General features: G+C 68.6%; 12 protein-coding genes and 1 tRNA gene. 8 read left to right on the plus strand and 5 right to left on the minus strand.

Features of this window, described 5'->3' with window-relative positions; translation table 11 throughout:
• Position 1: 1 nt before the first annotated feature.
• The gene (locus tag PGN27_RS12040) at positions 2-388 is read right to left on the minus strand and encodes a hypothetical protein (protein ID WP_335326324.1); all 387 of its coding nucleotides are present in this window, start codon (positions 386-388) and stop codon (positions 2-4) included.
• Between the two features lie 126 nt (positions 389-514).
• Here PGN27_RS12040 and PGN27_RS12045 point away from each other — a divergent pair, with 126 nt between their 5' ends.
• Genes PGN27_RS12045 through PGN27_RS12070 form a run of 6 tightly spaced genes read left to right on the plus strand, consistent with a single transcriptional unit; the run spans position 515 to position 10,217 of the window.
• A complete protein-coding gene (locus tag PGN27_RS12045) occupies positions 515-4,399 on the plus strand; it encodes a Pls/PosA family non-ribosomal peptide synthetase (RefSeq protein ID WP_335326325.1) in 3,885 nt (1,294 codons plus the stop codon).
• Positions 4,396-5,736 (plus strand): M1 family metallopeptidase, encoded by a 1,341-nt coding sequence (locus tag PGN27_RS12050; protein ID WP_335326326.1) that lies wholly within the window; start codon positions 4,396-4,398, stop codon positions 5,734-5,736. The genes PGN27_RS12045 and PGN27_RS12050 overlap by 4 nt, the downstream gene beginning before the upstream one ends.
• A complete protein-coding gene (locus PGN27_RS12055; protein ID WP_335326327.1) occupies positions 5,733-6,977 on the plus strand; it encodes a hypothetical protein in 1,245 nt (414 codons plus the stop codon). The genes PGN27_RS12050 and PGN27_RS12055 overlap by 4 nt, the downstream gene beginning before the upstream one ends.
• Positions 6,978-7,024: 47 nt before the next feature.
• Complete coding sequence (gene galE, locus PGN27_RS12060; protein ID WP_335326328.1) at positions 7,025-8,008, plus strand: UDP-glucose 4-epimerase GalE; 984 nt, start codon at positions 7,025-7,027, stop codon at positions 8,006-8,008.
• Positions 8,009-8,041: 33 nt separating this feature from the next.
• Positions 8,042-9,796 carry a hypothetical protein gene (locus PGN27_RS12065; RefSeq protein WP_335326329.1) on the plus strand — a complete coding sequence of 585 codons (1,755 nt, stop codon included), beginning with the start codon at positions 8,042-8,044 and terminating at the stop codon, positions 9,794-9,796.
• 52 nt (positions 9,797-9,848) lie between these two features.
• Positions 9,849-10,217, plus strand: coding sequence for a hypothetical protein (locus PGN27_RS12070; protein WP_335326330.1), 369 nt, complete (start codon positions 9,849-9,851; stop codon positions 10,215-10,217).
• Here the strand turns inward: PGN27_RS12070 and PGN27_RS12075 are convergent.
• Complete coding sequence (locus PGN27_RS12075) at positions 10,214-10,783, minus strand: TetR/AcrR family transcriptional regulator (RefSeq protein ID WP_335326331.1); 570 nt, start codon at positions 10,781-10,783, stop codon at positions 10,214-10,216. The genes PGN27_RS12070 and PGN27_RS12075 overlap by 4 nt on opposite strands.
• Before the next feature lie 47 nt (positions 10,784-10,830).
• On the opposite strand from PGN27_RS12075, the gene PGN27_RS12080 reads away from it, so the two are divergent.
• Positions 10,831-11,685, plus strand: coding sequence for a lysophospholipid acyltransferase family protein (locus tag PGN27_RS12080; RefSeq protein ID WP_335326332.1), 855 nt, complete (start codon positions 10,831-10,833; stop codon positions 11,683-11,685).
• A 20-nt stretch (positions 11,686-11,705) separates the two neighbouring features.
• Here PGN27_RS12080 and PGN27_RS12085 read toward each other — a convergent pair.
• Both PGN27_RS12085 and PGN27_RS12090 read right to left on the minus strand, forming a co-directional pair.
• Positions 11,706-11,781 (minus strand) — tRNA-Thr (locus tag PGN27_RS12085).
• A gap of 66 nt (positions 11,782-11,847) precedes the next feature.
• Positions 11,848-13,059: a DNA polymerase III subunit delta' gene (locus tag PGN27_RS12090; protein ID WP_335326333.1), complete on the minus strand. Its 1,212-nt coding sequence runs from the start codon at positions 13,057-13,059 to the stop codon at positions 11,848-11,850.
• Between the two features lie 80 nt (positions 13,060-13,139).
• On the opposite strand from PGN27_RS12090, the gene PGN27_RS12095 reads away from it, so the two are divergent.
• Complete coding sequence (locus PGN27_RS12095; RefSeq protein WP_019510773.1) at positions 13,140-14,726, plus strand: adenylate/guanylate cyclase domain-containing protein; 1,587 nt, start codon at positions 13,140-13,142, stop codon at positions 14,724-14,726.
• 10 nt (positions 14,727-14,736) lie between these two features.
• Here the strand turns inward: PGN27_RS12095 and topA are convergent, their stop codons facing one another.
• A complete protein-coding gene (topA, locus tag PGN27_RS12100) occupies positions 14,737-17,583 on the minus strand; it encodes a type I DNA topoisomerase (RefSeq protein WP_335326334.1) in 2,847 nt (948 codons plus the stop codon).
• Positions 17,584-17,671: the final 88 nt, after the last annotated feature.

The raw sequence follows: 17,671 nt of genomic DNA on the forward strand, positions 1-17,671 counted from the left end.
TTCAGGCGACGGCGCGGTGCCGCTGTGACAACAGATCCAGCACCGTGCGGCCCAGTTCGGCCAGATCGGGATCGGCCCCCGAAGCGTCGACCAACGTCACCCCGTCGGCGACCCCGGCGGTCTCGATATCGGCGATCAGCCCGGCCAGACCCTGCACCGTTCCGGCATAGCGCACACCATCGGCAGCGGCCAGCGAGGCAAAGGCGGAGCGGACATCCGGAGCGACCGCGACCTGGACGTCGAGGATCACCGCGACGTCACCGTCGTCATGACGCAGACGGGTGCGCGCCCGCTGCGCCTGCTGCAGGTCACGGGCCGACACCCGCACCACGGGGTCCACCCCGGAGGTCAGTTCACTCCACGTCTCATCTGCCACGAATAGCCGCACGTGGGCCACGTTAGGAGCGGTGCACACCATCGGCCAATGGTTGCGATCAGCACGACCAGAACGGAACAATCCGGCAGCCGTGCGCCGCGTGTGGACGGGTCACCGGGCTTCAGTAGTTTTATAGCCGTGACAGCAGCGGAAGCCGGGCAGGCCATCCCTTCCCAGTACCTACTCGCAGAAGCCGCTGCTCCCCCGCGGACCCTGGTCGACATCCTCTACGAGACGGCCCGCCGGTTCCCGGATGCGCCGGCGATCGACGACGGCGAGGTCCAGCTCACCTATGCCGAACTGATCGGCGATATCGAGGAGAGCGTCCAGTGGCTGGCCGCCCGAGGTATCGGCCGCGGCGACCGGATCGGCATCCGGATGCCCTCGGGCAGCTATGCCCTCTACACGGCCATCCTGGCCACCCTGGCCACCGGCGCCGCCTACGTGCCGGTCGACGCCGACGATCCCGAGGAACGGGCCGCGCTGGTCTTCGGCGAGGCCCAGGTGGTCGCGATCATCACCGAGGCGGGTCTGGTACGTGGTCCCGGATCATCGCGCGGCTGGCGCGCGGCGGCCCCGCTGACCCGTGACGACGCCTGGATCATTTTCACTTCCGGATCGACCGGGACACCCAAAGGCGTGGCGGTCACCCACCGCAATGCGGCCGCCTTCGTCGACGCAGAAGCACAGATGTTCCTGAGGTCGGCGCCGATAGGTCCCGGCGACCGGGTGCTGGCCGGGCTGTCGGTGGCATTCGATGCCTCCTGCGAGGAGATGTGGCTGGCCTGGCGTAACGGCGCCTGCCTGGTGCCCGCCCCGCGGTCGCTGGTGCGCAGCGGGATGGATCTGGGCCCGTGGCTGGTCAGCCGTGACGTCACGGTCGTCTCCACGGTCCCCACACTTGCCGCGCTGTGGCCCGCCGAGGCGCTGGAGGCGGTACGGCTGCTGATCTTCGGCGGTGAGGCGTGCCCGCCGGAACTCGCCGAGCGGCTGGCCGTGGACGGCCGCGAGGTCTGGAACACCTATGGCCCCACCGAGGCCACCGTTGTGGCATGCGCCGCCCCGCTGGATGGGCGCTCCGCGGTCAGTATCGGATTGCCCTTGCCGGGTTGGGATCTGGCGGTCGTCGACAAGCAGGGTTGCCCGGTCGGCCTCGGGGAGGTCGGCGAACTGGTGATCGGCGGTGTCGGCCTGGCCCGATACCTCGACCCCGAGAAGGACGCCGAGAAGTACGCCCCGATGGGAACCCTGGGTTGGGCCCGCGCCTACCGCAGCGGCGACCTGGTGCGACTGGAGGCCGACGGACTCTACTTTCAGGGCCGCGCCGACGATCAGGTGAAGGTCGGCGGACGACGGATCGAACTCGGCGAGGTCGACGCCGCGCTGGTCAACCTGCCCGGGGTCAGCGGCGGGGCAGCCGCGGTCCGCAAGACGACCAGCAGCACCCCGCTGCTGGTGGGCTACATCGCCAGTGCGGACCCGGCCTTCGATCTGGTCGCCGCGCGCGCGGCACTGTCCGAGGCGCTGCCCGCCGCGCTGATACCGCGGCTGGTTCTGCTCGACGATTTGCCGACCCGCACCTCGGGCAAGGTCGACCGCAACGCGTTGCCCTGGCCGCCGCCGGGCGCCGCACCGGAGGACGAGCCCGATCTCGGCGGCACCATGGGCTGGTTGGCCGGGCTATGGCGCGATGTGCTGGCCGCGCCCGTCGACGGGCCGGAAGCGGACTTCTTCGCCCTCGGCGGCGGCTCATTGTCGGCGGCGCAGCTGGTCACGGCGGTGCGCGGTCGTTATCCGCAGGTCACCGTCGCCGATCTCTACGACCACCCGCGACTCGGCTCGCTGGCCGGCTATCTCGACGAGCTGGCCCCGCCACCGGAGGTGGTGCGCCGCGATGTGCGCCCGACTCCGGTATCGACCCAGCTCGCCCAGGTCGCATTGTCGGTTCCGTTGGCCACGCTGACCGGATTGCAGTGGGTCATCTGGCTGGCCGTCCTGAACAACATCGCCGCCGCGCTCGACCTGGTGCCGTGGGCGAACACGCTGAACTGGTGGTGGGTGCTGGCCGGCTTCATCATCTTCATCACCCCGCCCGGCCGGATGGGCATCGCGGTGCTCGGCGCGCGGACCCTGCTGTCGAATCTGCAACCCGGCAGCTACCGCCGGGGCGGATCGGAGCACCTGCGGGTGTGGTTCGCCGAACGACTCGCCGAGGCCAGCGGGGCGGAGAACCAGGCAGGCGCCCCATGGCTGGTGTATTACGGTCGTGCCCTTGGCAACTCGATCGGCAAGGGAGTCGACCTGCATTCGGCCCCGCCGGTCACCGGCATGCTGACCATCGGGCACCGCGCGTCCGTCGAACCCGAGGTGGACCTGACCGGGCATTGGATCGACGGGGACATCTTCCACGTCGGACCGATCAGCATCGGCACCGACGCCACCATCGGCGCGCGCACCACGTTGTTCCCCGGTGCGACGGTCGGCAAGAACGCCGACGTCGCGCCGGGCTCCGGTGTCGTCGGCAAGGTGAAGAACGGGCAGTACTGGAAGGGCTCGCCGGCCGCGAAATCCGGTAAGGCCCGCCACCCGTGGCCCGACGAGCGCCCCGGCCGGGCGCCGTTGTGGGTGGGCATCTACAGCGTCACGTCGATGTTGCTCGGTGCGCTACCCCTGACGGCGCTGGCCGCCGGGCTTGCCGTGCTGGCGTGGGCGGTGCGCGGCACCGCGAGCCCGACCGACGCGCTGATACCTGCGCTGGCATGGACCCCGGTGGCCGCACTGGTGGCGTTCGGCACCTACGCGGCGCTGACGGTGCTGGGCGTTCGGCTGCTCTCACTCGGTCTCACGGAGGGGTATCACCCGGTGCGCAGCCGGGTCGGCTGGCAGCTGTGGGCCACCGAGCGCCTGATGGATGCGGCGCGCAACTACCTGTTCCCGGTGTACGCCAGCCTGCTCACTCCGTGGTGGCTGCGTCTGCTGGGCGCGAAGGTCGGCAAGGGCACCGAGATCTCCACCGCATTGTTGACCCCGAAGTTCACCGAAGTGCAAGACGGGGCATTCCTGGCCGATGACACCATGGTGGCCTCCTACGAACTGGGCGGCGGCTGGATCCACGTCGCCAAGGCGACCATCGGCAAGCGCGCCTTCCTCGGCAACTCCGGAATCACCCAGCCCGGCCGGCGAGTTCCCGACGACGGCCTGGTGGCGGTGCTCTCGGCCGCCCCGCACAAGGCCAAGGCCGGGTCATCCTGGCTGGGCAGCCCACCGATCCGGCTGCGTCGCCAACCGACCGCGGCCGATGCCCTGCGCACCTTCAACCCGTCGACCGAGTTGAAGATCATGCGTTCGGTGGTCGAAACCTGCAGGCTGATCCCGGTCATCGTCACCTTCCTCATCGGCGTCGCGGTGCTCGGCGCGCTGCATGCGCTCGCCGGCAGGATCGGCTACGGCTGGACGGCGCTGGCGGGCGGCGTGGTCCTGTTGGTCGCCGGGGCCGTCGCCGGGGCGATCGCGGTGGCGGCCAAGTGGCTCGTCATCGGCCGGATCACCGCCATCGAACACCCGCTGTGGTCGTCGTTCGTCTGGCGCAACGAGGTGTCGGACACGTTCGTGGAGACGGTCGCCGCGCCCTGGTTCGCCAGGGCCGCCACCGGCACCCCGATCATGAACATCTGGCTGCGCGGTCTCGGCGCGAAGATCGGTCGCGGTGTGTGGTGCGAAACCTATTGGCTCCCCGAGGCCGACCTGATCTCGCTGGGTGCGGGCAGCACCGTCAACCGCGGTTGTGTGGTGCAGACCCACCTGTTCCACGACCGGATCATGCGGATGGACACCGTGATCCTCGACGAGGGCGCCACGCTGGGTCCGCACTGTGTCGCGCTGCCCGCATCCCGCATCGGCGCGGGGGCCACCATCGGGCCGGCCTCGCTGGTGATGCGCGGTGACGAGGTTCCGCCATGGACCCGTTGGCAGGGCAATCCCATTGCCCCCTGGACGAAGTCGAAGAAGAAACGAGCCGAATGAGCAGTGCCAAGAAGGTCGCGAAGAAGACGGCACACACTCCCCCGGTGATCGACCCGTACCTGCCTCGCAACGGCAACTTCGGCTACCGGGTGTCACGCTACGAACTCGACATCGAGTACAAGGTGGCGATCAACCGCCTCGGCGGCACGGTCACCGTCACCGCGGTGACCCTTGCCGCGCTGCGCGCCTTCACCCTCGATCTCTCGGATGCACTCGGGGTGTCGAAGGTGACGGTGAACGGCCGGCGCCCCAACAACTTCCGATGTCACGGCGGAAAACTACACATCACCCTCGGCGAGACGCTGCCGGCCGGTGCGGCGATGACGATCGTGGTGCGCTACGGCGGCACTCCCCGACCGCTGCGCACCCTCTGGGGTGAGGTCGGTTTCGAGGAGTTGTCCAACGGCGCGCTGGTCGCCGGTCAGCCCAACGGCGCCGCCTCGTGGTTCCCCTGCGACGATCACCCCTCCGCCAAGGCCAGCTTCCGCATCAGGATCAGCACCGACAGCCCCTACTACGCGCTGGCAAACGGCGAGCTGCTGTCCAAGCAGACCCGCGCCAGCCACACCACCTGGACCTATGAGCAGGCCGAGCCCACTTCGACATACCTGATCACGTTGCAGATCGGCGAATACACCCGGCATCGGTTGCACAAGAGCCCGGTCCCGATGCACGCCGTCCTGCCGGATCGGTTGCGCCGCAACTTCGACCATGACTTCGGCCGGCAGACCCAGATGATGAAATTGTTCATCCGCCAGTTCGGTCCCTACCCGTTGAGCACGGGTTACACCGTCGTCGTCACCGACGACGATCTTGAGATCCCGCTTGAGGCACAGGGACTGTCCATCTTCGGCGCCAACCACTGTGACGGCAGGCGAAGTTCTGAGCGGCTGATCGCCCATGAGCTGGCCCACCAATGGTTCGGCAATTCGGTGACCGCCCGCCGATGGCGGGACATCTGGTTGCACGAGGGCTTCGCCTGTTACGCGGAGTGGCTGTGGTCCGAGGAGTCCGGCGGTCCCAGTGCCGACGAACGGGCCCGCACCTACCACCGCAGGTTGGCCGACTCGCCGCAGGATCTGCTGCTGACCGATCCGGGGCCTGCCGATATGTTCGACGACCGGGTGTACAAGCGCGGCGCGCTGACCCTGCATGCCGTGCGCCGGACCATCGGCGACGACAATTTCTTTGCACTGCTGCAGGATTGGACCGCCCGATACCGTCACAGCACCGCGGTGACCGATGATTTCACCGGCCTGGCGGCCAACCATGCCGATGTCTCGCTGCGCGGACTCTGGGACCGCTGGCTGTACTCCACCGACCTCCCGGACCTGTGACCGACGGCGGCTCCGCATTGCCGGCGCGCGGGCCGGTCACGCGGGCCAGCGTCACCACGGTCGGGATCGCCACCGCCTGCACCGCGTTGTGCGGATACGCGGTGCTGTATCTGGCCGCCCGCAGCCTGGAGCCGGCCGGCTTCTCCCTCTTCGGAGTGTTCTGGGGAGCTTTCGGTCTCGTCAGCGGCGCGGCCAACGGTCTGCTGCAGGAGTCCACCCGCGAGGTGCGGGCCGGTCGGGTGGGGATCGGAGCCGAACAACCCAGGACCCGTCCGATGTGGTTGGCCGTCGGCGTCGGTGTCGGCGCTGCCACCCTGATCGGCGCGACCGCACCGCTGTGGTCGGCCAGGGTGTTCACCGAGTACCAGTGGCTCAGCGTTGCGCTGCTCAGCGTGGGGCTCGGCGGATTCTGCCTGCACGCAACGCTTCTGGGTATGTTGGCCGGTACCGATCGGTGGACCCAGTACGGCTCGCTGATGGTGACCGACGCGGCGACCCGGGTGGCGGTCGCGGCGGCGGCGTTCGTCTTCGGGTGGGGACTTGCGGGTTTCCTGTGGGCCACCGTCGCCGGGTGCATGGCCTGGCTGATCATGCTGGTGTGTTCCCGGCCTGCCCGGGCGGCGGCCGCGCTGACCTGCGCGGGCAGCGCACGCACATTTCTGACGGGCGCCTCGCACTCGGTGGCGGCGGCCGGCGCCAGCGCCATCCTGGTAATGGGCTTTCCGGTGCTGTTGCAGGCCACCAGTTCCGAACTCGGCGCCGCGGGCGGGGTGGTGATTCTCGCGGTCACCCTCACCAGAGCTCCACTACTGGTCCCGCTGACGGCCATGCAGGGCAACCTGATTGCGCACTTCGTCGACCAGCGGAACCGCAGACTGACTGCGCTGCTCACCCCCGCACTGGTGGTCACCGTGATCGGAGCGATCGGTGTCGCAGCGGCCGCGCTCGCCGGACCTTGGCTGCTGCACACCGCATTCGGGCCCGAGTATCAGGCGAGCGGGACGCTGCTGGCCTGGCTGACCGCCGCGGCCACCGCCATCGCACTGCTCACGCTCACCGGTGCCGCGGCCGTCGCGGCCGCGCTGCACCGCGCCTACGCCGCCGGATGGATCGGCGCCACCCTGGCTGCCGCCGCGCTGCTCTTACTCCCGGTGACACTGGAGACCAGAACCGTCACCGCCCTGTTGTGCGGGCCCGTGGTCGGCATCGCCGTGCACCTGTACGCGCTCGCCCGATCCTGATCCATGACAGCATGAACCCGGCTTCGGGCCCCTACATGAGGAGAGATATGTCCTGGCTAGTGACCGGCGGTGCCGGCTACATCGGCGCGCATGTGGTGCGCGCACTGAGGGCCTCGGGCACCGATGTCGTCGTGATCGACGATCTGTCCACCGGTATCGCCGGATTCGTGCCCGACGGTGTCGAACTGGTCACCGCCAACCTGCTGGACCTCGACACCGTCACCGCGACGCTGGCCGATCACGATGTCACCGGGGTGATCCACGTCGCGGGATACAAGTACGCGGGCGAATCGGTGAAGTACCCCCTGCACACCTACCGCCAGAACGTCACCGCGATGGCGACCCTGCTGGAGGCGATGGCGGCCACCGATGTCGACCAGATCGTGTTCTCCAGCAGCGCCGCCACCTACGGCACCCCCGATGTCGAGATCGTCGACGAGCAGACGCCGACGGCGCCCGAATCGCCGTACGGCGAGAGCAAGCTCATCGGCGAGTGGCTGCTGCGCGATGTGGCGCGCGCACGCCCGCTGCGGCACACCAGCCTTCGCTACTTCAATGTCGTCGGTTCCGGCTCGGTCGACCTGTACGACCGCAGCCCGCACAATCTGTTCCCCAAGGTGCTCGACATGCTGTACGGCGGCCGCGTCCCGCAGATCAACGGCGGCGACTACGCCACCCCGGACGGCACCTGTGTCCGCGATTACGTCCATGTCTCCGATCTGGCGGACGCCCATGTTGCGGCGGCCCGAAGGCTGGCCGCCGGTGAGCCCGTCGAGCCGGTATACAACCTCGGCAGCGGATCGGGAACGTCGGTGCGCGAGATCATGACCACGATCCGGGAGGTCACCGGTATCGACTTCGAGCCGGCGGTCACGCCGCGACGCCCGGGCGATCCGGCCCGCATCGTGGCCGCGGGCACCCTGGCGGCACGGGATCTGGGCTGGCAGATGCGTCACTCGCTGACCGATATGGTCGCCTCGGCGTGGGAAGCCCGCCAGGCCGTCGGGGGAGACTATCCGACCGCGGGCTGAGTGACCCGGCGCACGTCCGTACAGTCGGCTGCGATGAAATGGGTCCCCAGGGTTGCCGCTGCGTTGATCGCGGCACAGCTGGCAATCCGGGCGGTGCTCGCCTTCGGGGGCTACTTCTACTGGGATGACCTGATCCTGATCGGCCGGGCGGGCACGCAGGGGTTGCTGTCCGTCGAGTATCTGTTCGACGATCACGACGGGCACGTCATGCCGGGGGCGTTCCTCGTCGCCGGGGCCATCACCCGATTGGCTCCGCTGGAATGGTTGTGGCCCGCGCTGAGCCTCGTGGTGCTGCAGTTGCTGGCCTCGCTGGCCCTGCTGCGCGTGCTGCACCTGATCCTCGGGTGGCGCCCGGTGCTGCTGGTCCCGTTGGTGTTCGCCCTGTTCACGCCGCTGACGGTGCCGGCCTTCGCGTGGTGGGCCGCCGGGCTGAACTCGCTGCCGATGCTTGCCGCGCTGGCCTGGGTGTGCGGGGACGCCATCCAGCTGGTGCGCACCGGGAACCGGCGGTACGCGGTGACCGGGGTGCTGGTCTATTGCGGCGGCCTGCTGTTCTTCGAGAAGTCGGCGGTGATCCCGTTCGTCGCGTTCACGGTGACCGCCCTGCTGGCGTGGGTCAGCAGGGAACCGCTCGCCGCCGTGTGGCATCGGGGGGTTCGCCTGTGGGTCGGGCTGCTGGCGGTGACCGCGGCCTGGATCGGGGTGTACCTGCTGGTGGTCGACCAGAAGCGGTGGACGCTGGATCTGGGCATGACCGCCGAACTGTGGTGGCGCTCGGTGACGCACGGGATCGTGCCGGGTCTGGCCGGCGGGCCGTGGGACTGGCAGCGCTGGGCCCCCGCCTCACCGTGGGCCACCCCGCCGGTCACGGTGATGGTGCTGGGCTGGATCACGCTGGCCGCGGTGGTGGCGGTATCGGTGGCCCGCAAACAGCGGATCGCCGCGGTATGGGCGGCCGCGCTGGGCTACGCGCTGGCCTGTCAGGTGCCGATCTATCTGATGCGCTCGTCGCAGTTCACCGCGCTGGAACTGGCACAGGCCCTGCGCTACCTGCCCGATCTGGTGGTGGTGCTGACCATCCTGGCCGCCGTCGCGCTGAGCGCGCACAACCGGCCGGGATCGGCATGGCTGGATGCCTCCCGGGGGCGCACCGCGGTGGTCTGTGCCCTGGCCGTCGCATTCGTCGGCAGCAGCCTGTACTCGACATCGACATTCCTGCGGGTGTGGCGGGACAGCCCGGTGCCGCAGTACCTGCACAACGCCGAGGCCGGCCTGGCTGGTGCGCCGCGCGGGACGCCGCTGCTCGACCAGGAGGTCGATCCGATGATCATGCAGCGGGTGGCCGCGCCGGAGAATCTGGCCAGCCATATGTTCGCCCTGTTGCCGCAGCGCCCCGAGTTCAGCGGCACCACCAGCGATCTCAGGGTGCTCGACAGCACCGGCACGCTGCGCGAGGCGCTGGTCACCTGGGTGCGGTCCATCGTCGCAGGTCCGATCCCCAACTGCGGGTATCTGGTGCAGACCGATGCCGGCGTCACGATGCCGCTGGACGGTCCGCTGCTGCCCGCCGACTGGACCGCCGAGATCAACTATCTGGCCAACAGCGAGGGCTCGCTGACGATGTCGCTGGCCGAGGGCGCACCGGTGAAGGTGCCCACCCATCCCGGCCTGAACCGGGTCTTCGTGCGGTTGTCCGGCGCCGGTGACTCGATCACGGTCAGCGCGAACACCGCGGCGTTGTCGGTGTGCATCGCGTCGGGACCGGTGGGATTCGTCGCTCCCCGCTGACACCGGCGTGTGCTGCCCCCGACTTGTCGGTGCCCGCGCCTACGGTTGGCTGATGATCTCCTCGGACTCGCGGCCCTCGACGGTGGCGCCGTGCAGACACTGCGGCATCGAGACCGTGTGGTTGCAGACCATCTATGGTGGCTGGCAGCTGTTCGACGCCGCCGAGTTCCCCACCGAGGACAGCGCGGCCGGTAACCGCTTCGCCATCCGGCGGTTGTCCCGGCAGGTTGTCGATCTCGACGATGTGTACGAGGGCAGGTGGCCGGCCACCTGCCTGCATCTGCACCGGTTCGAGTGCCCGGCCAGCTACGACGACACCCGCTTTCATCAGCGCAGGCCGCGGCAGGCCAATGAGATCGACCTCGATGATCTGTTCGGCCGCCTGGCCGAGCGAAGGGAAGCTCGGCGTCGGGCGGGTTAAGGACGCGTCGCGATCAGTCGGCGGGCGGCCTCGATGGCCACGTCGCGGCGGCGCGCGGTTTCCTGCTCGCCCTGGGCGACAGCGTCCGGATGCGGCAGATGCGCCCAGGCCAGACCCACGGAGAACAACATCACCAACAGATCCTCGGGGCGCCAGCTCGGGTCGACGTGACCGTCGGCCTGCGCCGCGCCTATCGCGGCGAGTGCCGCCGCCGTGGGCGGCGCGTCCTCGAACTCCGGTGCGCCCAGGTCGAATCCCTCCAACCGTGCCCAGGTGACCATGCGTAGGTGCTCGGGCCGACGGCAGGCGAGGTCATAGACCCCGCCGACGAACTCGGCGACGTCCTCTGGACACAGCGTGACCGAACGGAAGAGTTCGGCGCCGTCGGTGACGAAGACCTCGCGGAACAGCGCCTCCTTGTTACCGAAATGCGCATAGAGGCGCTCCTTGCTGGCATGAGCAGCGGCAGCTATGCGATCGATGCGGGCACCGGCCAGACCGTACTGCGCAAACTCGGCGCGCGCCGCGGTGAGGATATCGTCGCGAAGTTCCGTCGTGCGTCTCACAGCAGAAGCATAATCAGACGAACCAGTTCGTTCGGTATCGTGGCGACATGTCCGTCATGACCGACACCGCCAATCTGATGAACCAGCCCGGCCGCATCCGTGCGATACGGCGGGCAGTCGAGACCGTTGCCGATGGCGCAGCGCCGTTGGTGGACTTGTGCCGCCCCTTCATCGACGGACTCGAGCACCTGCCCCGTGATGGCCGATTCCTGCTGGTGGGCAACCACACTCAGTCCGGAACCGAAGGGTTCCTGATTCCGTATGTGGTGCGTCGCGAACTCGGCACGCTGGTCCGACCGCTCACCGACCGCGCCTTCGGCAGAATGCCCGGCCCGGCGGCCGATCTGCTGGCTGCTTGCGGCGCCACCGTCGGCGCGCCCGAATCCGCGCGTGAACTGATGCGCCATGACCAGCCGATCCTGGTGTTCCCGGGCGGAGGCCGCGAGATCGGCAAGTTCAAGGGTGAGGAGAACACCCTGAACTGGCGCGGCCGCGCGGGGTTCGCCCGGATCGCCGCCGAGCACGACTACCCGATCGTCCCGGCCGGGTTGATCGGTGGCGACGACGTCTACCGGAGCTTCACCACCCGCGACGGGGCATGGGGCAGGTTCAGCGCGAGCCTGTCGAGTCGTCTGGCAGGAAAACCCGATATGGCGATGCCGCTGGTGCGCGGGATCGGGCCGACCATGATCCCGCGGCCGCAACGGATGTACCTGCGTTTCGCCGAGCCCATCGACTCGACCAGACCCGCCGGCGTCGGAGCCGACGATTGGGCCGAGACGGTCAAGAGTCGTACCCAGAAATCCTTGGAGGCGGTGCTGGCCGAGCTGCTGCAGATCCGCGCCGCCGATCCGTACCGGCACCTGAACCCACTGGCCTGGCGGGATGCCGTGCAGCCATGACCCGTGCAGCCATGAAGACGTGGAGCCACCCAGGGGAATCGAACCCCTGACCTATTCATTACGAGTGAATTGCTCTACCGACTGAGCTAGGGTGGCGCGCCTGCCTTGGCAGGCCCGACGAGTCTACGACAGCCCCCGCCCGCGGCACGAATCAGTTGGCGTTCAGACGCGCAGTGCCTGCCCTACCGTCGCCACCATGGCGTCGACGGCGAACTTGGGCTTCACGTTCACCGCGAGCGCCTCCCGACATTCCAGGACCGCCTCTATGCAGCGCAGCAGTCGATCCGGTGGCACGTGGGCGGCCATCGCGCCGACCCGTTCGGCCATGTCCGGGTGGTTGGCCGTCACCGTCCCCGCACCCGCCGACACCACCAATGCGTCGCGGAAATAGGTCGCGAGATCCATCAGCGCCCGGTCGAGCGCGTCCCGCGACGCACGGGTCTGGCGCGATTTCTGCCGCTGCTCCAGTAGCTTCATCGCTCCTGCTGCACCGCGGATCGCACCCGCGGTGCCCTTTCCGGTGCCGCCGGCGCCCAGCGCGGTGCGCAATTCCTCGGTCTCGACCTCATTGCGGTCCACCGTCAGTGCCTTGGCCTCGGCATCGGCGGTGGTCACCAACTCCTCGGCCGCCGCATACGCGCGGGTGGGCGTGGCCGCATCCCGCGCCAGTCCGAGCGCACGCTCGCGACGCTGTCGGGACTCCGGATCGGTGGCCAGCCGGCGCGCCCGGCCCACGTGGCCGCCGCTGACCGAGGCCGCCCAGGCCGCGACATCGGCGGCGATCCCGTCCCGTTCGGTGAGCACCTCGGCGATCGCGTCGGTCGGTGGTGTCACCAACGCGACGTGCCTGCACCGCGACCGCAGTGTCACCGCGATGTCCTCGGGATCCACCGATGGCGCACAGAGCAGGAACACCGTGGACTGCGGCGGCTCCTCCACCACCTTCAACAAGGCGTTGGCCGCTCCCTCGGTGAGTCGGTCGGCGTCCTCGACGACCACGATCTGCCACCGTCCGGTCCCCGGCCGGCGGGAGGCGATCTGCACGATCTCCCGCATCTCCTTGACCGCGATCGACAGCCCCTCGGGGATGATCCGCCTGACATCGGCGTGCGTACCGGCCATCGTCGTGGTGCACGCCCGGCATTCCCCGCAGCCCGGCACACCCTCGGATGTGCACTGCAGGGCCGCGGCGAAGCACACCGCGGCCACCGAACGCCCCGATCCCGGTGGGCCGGTGATCAACCAGGCATGGGTCATCCCGCCTGCGGTCAGCGCACTGTGCGACCCGGCGGCACGGGCCGCCGAAGCGGCCGCCACCAGCTCTTCCTCGACGTGGTGTTGGCCCACCAGAGACGAAAAAACACCGCTTCCCACATCTGCACCCTAGTGCCACCCGGGGACACGACACGGCGACAGCGGCGCCAGAGGTCGCGACCGACCGATACGGTAAACGGGTGAGTGCGGAGGCCATACCGATCGGGCGCATCAGTGCGTTCGTGCGATGGGTGGCCCGTACCCCCTGGCCGGTGTTCCTGCTGGGCATGGTCCAGGCCGACATCATCGGCGCGCTGATGGTGCTGGGGTTCCTTCGTTATGCGCTGCCCCCTGAGGATCGCGTGCAGCTCCAGGAGCTGCCCACCTTCAACCTGACCGTGTTCCTGGGCTTTCTGTTCGTGTCGTTCAGCATCGCCGCCTACGTGACGTTGCGGCTGTTGCTGCCCGTGATCCGCTGGCAGCGCCGGGACACCCTGATGGGCGATGTGGCTCCCATCAGCGAAGTTGCCCGCGCACGCGCACTGAAGATGCCGTTCTACCGCTCGGTCATCAACGTCACCAACTGGCTGTTGGGCTCGGTGGTGTTCATCGTGGCGAGCTGGCCGGTGGCCAGCCGGTCGGCGCCGGTGGTCGCGGTGGCCTCGGCGTTGGGCGCCACCACGGTGGCCATCATCGGCTACCTGCAATCCGAGCGGGTGCTGCGCCCGGTTGCGGTGGCCGCACTGCGCACCGGGGTGCCGGAGAACTTCCGCGCACCCGGGGTGATCCTGCGCCAGGTGCTCACCTGGGTCCTCTCCACCGGCGTGCCCATCCTGACGATCGTGCTGGCTGTGGTGGCCAGCAAGTTCGAGGTGCTCAAGGCGCCCGCAGACAAATTGGCCACCCCGATCCTGTTGCTGGCCATCGCCGCGCTGCTCATCGGTCTGGTCGGCACTGTCCTGGTGTCCATGTCGATCGCCGATCCGCTGCGCCAGCTGCGCTGGGCGCTCGGGGAAGTGCAGCGCGGAAACTACAACGCCCACATGCAGATCTACGACGCCAGCGAACTGGGCCTGCTGCAGGCAGGCTTCAACGACATGGTCCGCGATCTGGCCGAACGACAGCGTCTGCGCGACCTGTTCGGCCGTTACGTCGGCGAGGACGTGGCCCGCCGGGCGTTGGAACGCGGCACCGAGTTGGGCGGCCAGGAACGCGATGTGGCCGTGCTTTTCGTCGACCTGGTCGGCTCGACACAGCTGGCGTCGACCATCCCGGCCGCCGAGGTCGTCAACCTGCTCAACGAGTTCTTCCGGGTCATCGTGGACACCGTGAACAAGCACGGCGGCTTCGTCAACAAATTCCAGGGTGACGCCGCGCTGGCGATCTTCGGCGCGCCCATCGAGCACCCGGACGCCTCCGGTGCGGCGCTGGCGGCCTCCCGCGAACTGCACGACGAGCTGATCAACGTGTTGGGCCAGACGGAGTTCGGTATCGGGGTGTCGGCAGGCCGGGCGATCGCCGGGCACATCGGGGCGCAGGCCCGCTTCGAGTACACCGTCATCGGAGACCCGGTCAACGAGGCGGCTCGGCTCACCGAGCTGGCCAAGCTCGAGGAGGGCCACGTGCTGGCCTCGGCGAACGCGGTCAGCAGTGCCGTCGATGCCGAGGCGCTGGCCTGGGACGTCGGCGAGATCGTCGAACTGCGGGGCCGGTCGGCGCCCACCCAGCTGGCCAGGCCCGCCGTGCGCGCCATCGCCCACGCGCCGCAGCCCGAGCCGAGCTCCTGACGCGTTCCGGCTAGGCCTTCTTCGCGGCCTTCTTGGCGGGAGCCTTCTTCGCGGTCGTTTTCTTGGCCGCCGTTTTCTTGGCCGCCGTCTTCTTGGCCGCTGCCTTCTTGGTGGCCTTCTTCACCGGGCCGCGAGCACGCCGGTCGGCCAGCAACTCCGAGGCACGCTCGTCGGTGATCGAGAGGACATCGTCACCCTTGCGCAGGCTGGCGTTGGTCTCCCCATCGGTGACGTACGGTCCGAACCGGCCATCCTTGATGACCATCGGCTTACCCGAGGCGGCGTCGTTGCCCAGCTCCCGCAGCGGCGGGGTGGCCGCGCCCTGACGGCCGCGCCGCTTGGGTTCGGCGTAGATCGCCAGCGCCTCGTCGAGGGTGATCGTGAACATCTGCTCCTCGGTCGCAAGCGAACGAGAATCGGTGCCGCGCTTGAGATATGGCCCGTAACGGCCGTTCTGCGCGGTGATCTCCTCACCGTTGGCGGGGTCGACACCGACCACGCGGGGCAACGAGAGCAGTTTGAGCGCGTCGTCGAGGGTCACCGTCTCCAGATCCATGGAGCGCAGCAGCGAGCCGGTGCGCGGCTTGGGTCCGGTCGGCTTCTTACCCTTCTTGGCCGGCGAGCCCGCGCTGCCGTCGTCGGGATCCTCGGGCTCGGGCAACACCTCGGTGACATAGGGCCCGAAACGTCCGTCCTTGGCCACGATCTCGTGTCCGGTTTCCGGGTCGATACCGAGCGAACGACCCTCTTGCGGTGTCGCGAAAGCCTTTTCGGCCAGCTCGAGGGTCAGTTCGTCGGGTGTCAGCTCATCCTTGAGATTGGCGCGCTGCGGCTTGAGTTCGCCCGGATTGTCCGGATCTTCGATCATCCGCTCCAGGTAGGGACCGTTACGCCCGACGCGGACGTTGATGGCGCGACCCTGGTCATCGTCGAAGAGCTTGATGGAGTTGACCAGTCGCGCGTCGATCTCCTCGAGATTGCCGCCGACCAACTGCTTGAGCCCGCCGGCCCGCGCGATCGAGCCGTCCACACCATGCTCGCCACCGAAGTAGAAGTTGTTGAGCCAGTTGGTGCGTCGCTCGTTGCCCGAGGCGATCGCGTCGAGCTCGTCTTCCATCGCGGCGGTGAAGTCGTAATCCACCAGCCTGCCGAAATGTTGTTCCAACAGCCCGATCACCGCGAACGCGACCCAGGACGGCACCAGGGCGCTGCCCTTCTTGTGCACGTAACCGCGGTCCTGGATGGTCTTGATGATCGACGAGTACGTCGATGGGCGACCGATACCGAGTTCTTCGAGCGCCTTGATCAACGAGGCCTCGGTGTAGCGCGCCGGGGGTGAGGTGGTGTGCCCGTCGGCGGTCAGGTCCGCGGCATCCACGCGCTGACCCTGGGTCAGGTTGGGCAGCCTGCTCTCGGCGTCGTCGGATTCACCGCCGGCCTGCTCGTCGATGCTCTCGACATAGGCCTTCAGGAAGCCAGGGAAGGTGATGGTGCGACCGGAGGCATTGAAGACGACCTGTTCGCCGCCCGCGGCCTGCCCCGAGATGCGCAGGGACAGTGTGGTGCCCCGGGCGTCGGCCATCTGAGAGGCCACGGTGCGCTGCCAGATCAGCTCGTAGAGCCGGAACTCATCGGCCTCCAGCGCGCTGTGCAGCTGGCCGGGGGTCTGGAAAACGTCACCGGACGGGCGGATCGCCTCGTGCGCCTCCTGCGCGTTCTTGACCTTGCGGGTGTACTGGCGCGGCGTGGGATGGACGTACTCCGCGCCGTAGAGATCGCGGGCCTGATTCCGCGCGGCATTGATCGCCGACTCCGACAGCGTCGTGGAGTCGGTACGCATGTAGGTGATGTAGCCGTTCTCGTACAACCGCTGCGCGATGCTCATGGTGCGCTCCGAGGAGAACCGCAGTTTGCGGCCGGCCTCCTGCTGCAGCGTCGACGTCATGAACGGCGCATAGGGCTTGCGGGTGTAGGGCTTCTGCTCCACCGAGGACACCGCGAGCTGCGCGCCGCGCAGGCCGTTGGCCAGGCTGGTCGCGCCCGCCTCGTCCAGGACGAGGACTTCGTCGGGCTTCTTGACCGCACCGAGGGAGTCGAAATCTCGGCCGGCGGCGACCCGGCGGCCGTCGACGGTGTTGAGTCGGGCGGTGAACCGCGGCGGCGAGGCGGCCGGATCGGAGACCGACGCGTCCAGCTCGGCGCTGACATCCCAGTAGCCGGCGCTGCGGAACGCCATGCGCTCGCGCTCGCGCTGGACGATGATGCGGGTCGCCACCGATTGCACCCGGCCCGCCGAGAGCTTGGGGGCCACCTTCTTCCACAGCACCGGGGACACCTCGTAGCCGTAGAGGCGGTCGAGGATACGGCGGGTCTCCTGCGCGTCGACAAGGTCGATGTCCAGGTCACGCGGGCTTTCGGCGGCAGCCAGGATGGCGGGCTCGGTGATCTCGTGGAAGACCATCCGCTTGACAGGAACGCGCGGTTTCAGCGTCTCCAGCAGGTGCCAGGCAATGGCCTCACCCTCGCGGTCACCGTCGGTGGCGAGGTAGAGCTCGTCGACATCCTTGAGGAGTTCCTTGAGCTCGGTGACCGTGCTCTTCTTGTCCGGACTCACGATGTAGAGCGGTTCGAAGTCGGCGTCGACGTTCACCCCGAGCCGCGCCCACGGTTCGGACTTGTACTTGGCCGGGACATCGGCGGCTGCGCGCGGCAGGTCCCGGATGTGGCCGCGGGAGGATTCGACTATGTAATTGGAGCCCAGATAGCCGGCGATCTTGCGCGCTTTGGTCGGCGACTCGACAATCACGAGCCGCCGAACTGTACCGGTGCCTCCCCGGCTCCGGTCGTCGTCAGCCACCTTCTTCTACTCTCCACTTCTGTGTTGCCCGGCGGTATGTGTCACCCCAGGCAACTGACAATTTCGCATCCAGGACGGGCTTGTGCAA

The sequence above is a fragment of the Mycolicibacterium neoaurum genome (assembly GCF_036946495.1).
Taxonomy (GTDB): Bacteria; Actinomycetota; Actinomycetes; order Mycobacteriales; family Mycobacteriaceae; genus Mycobacterium; species Mycobacterium neoaurum_B.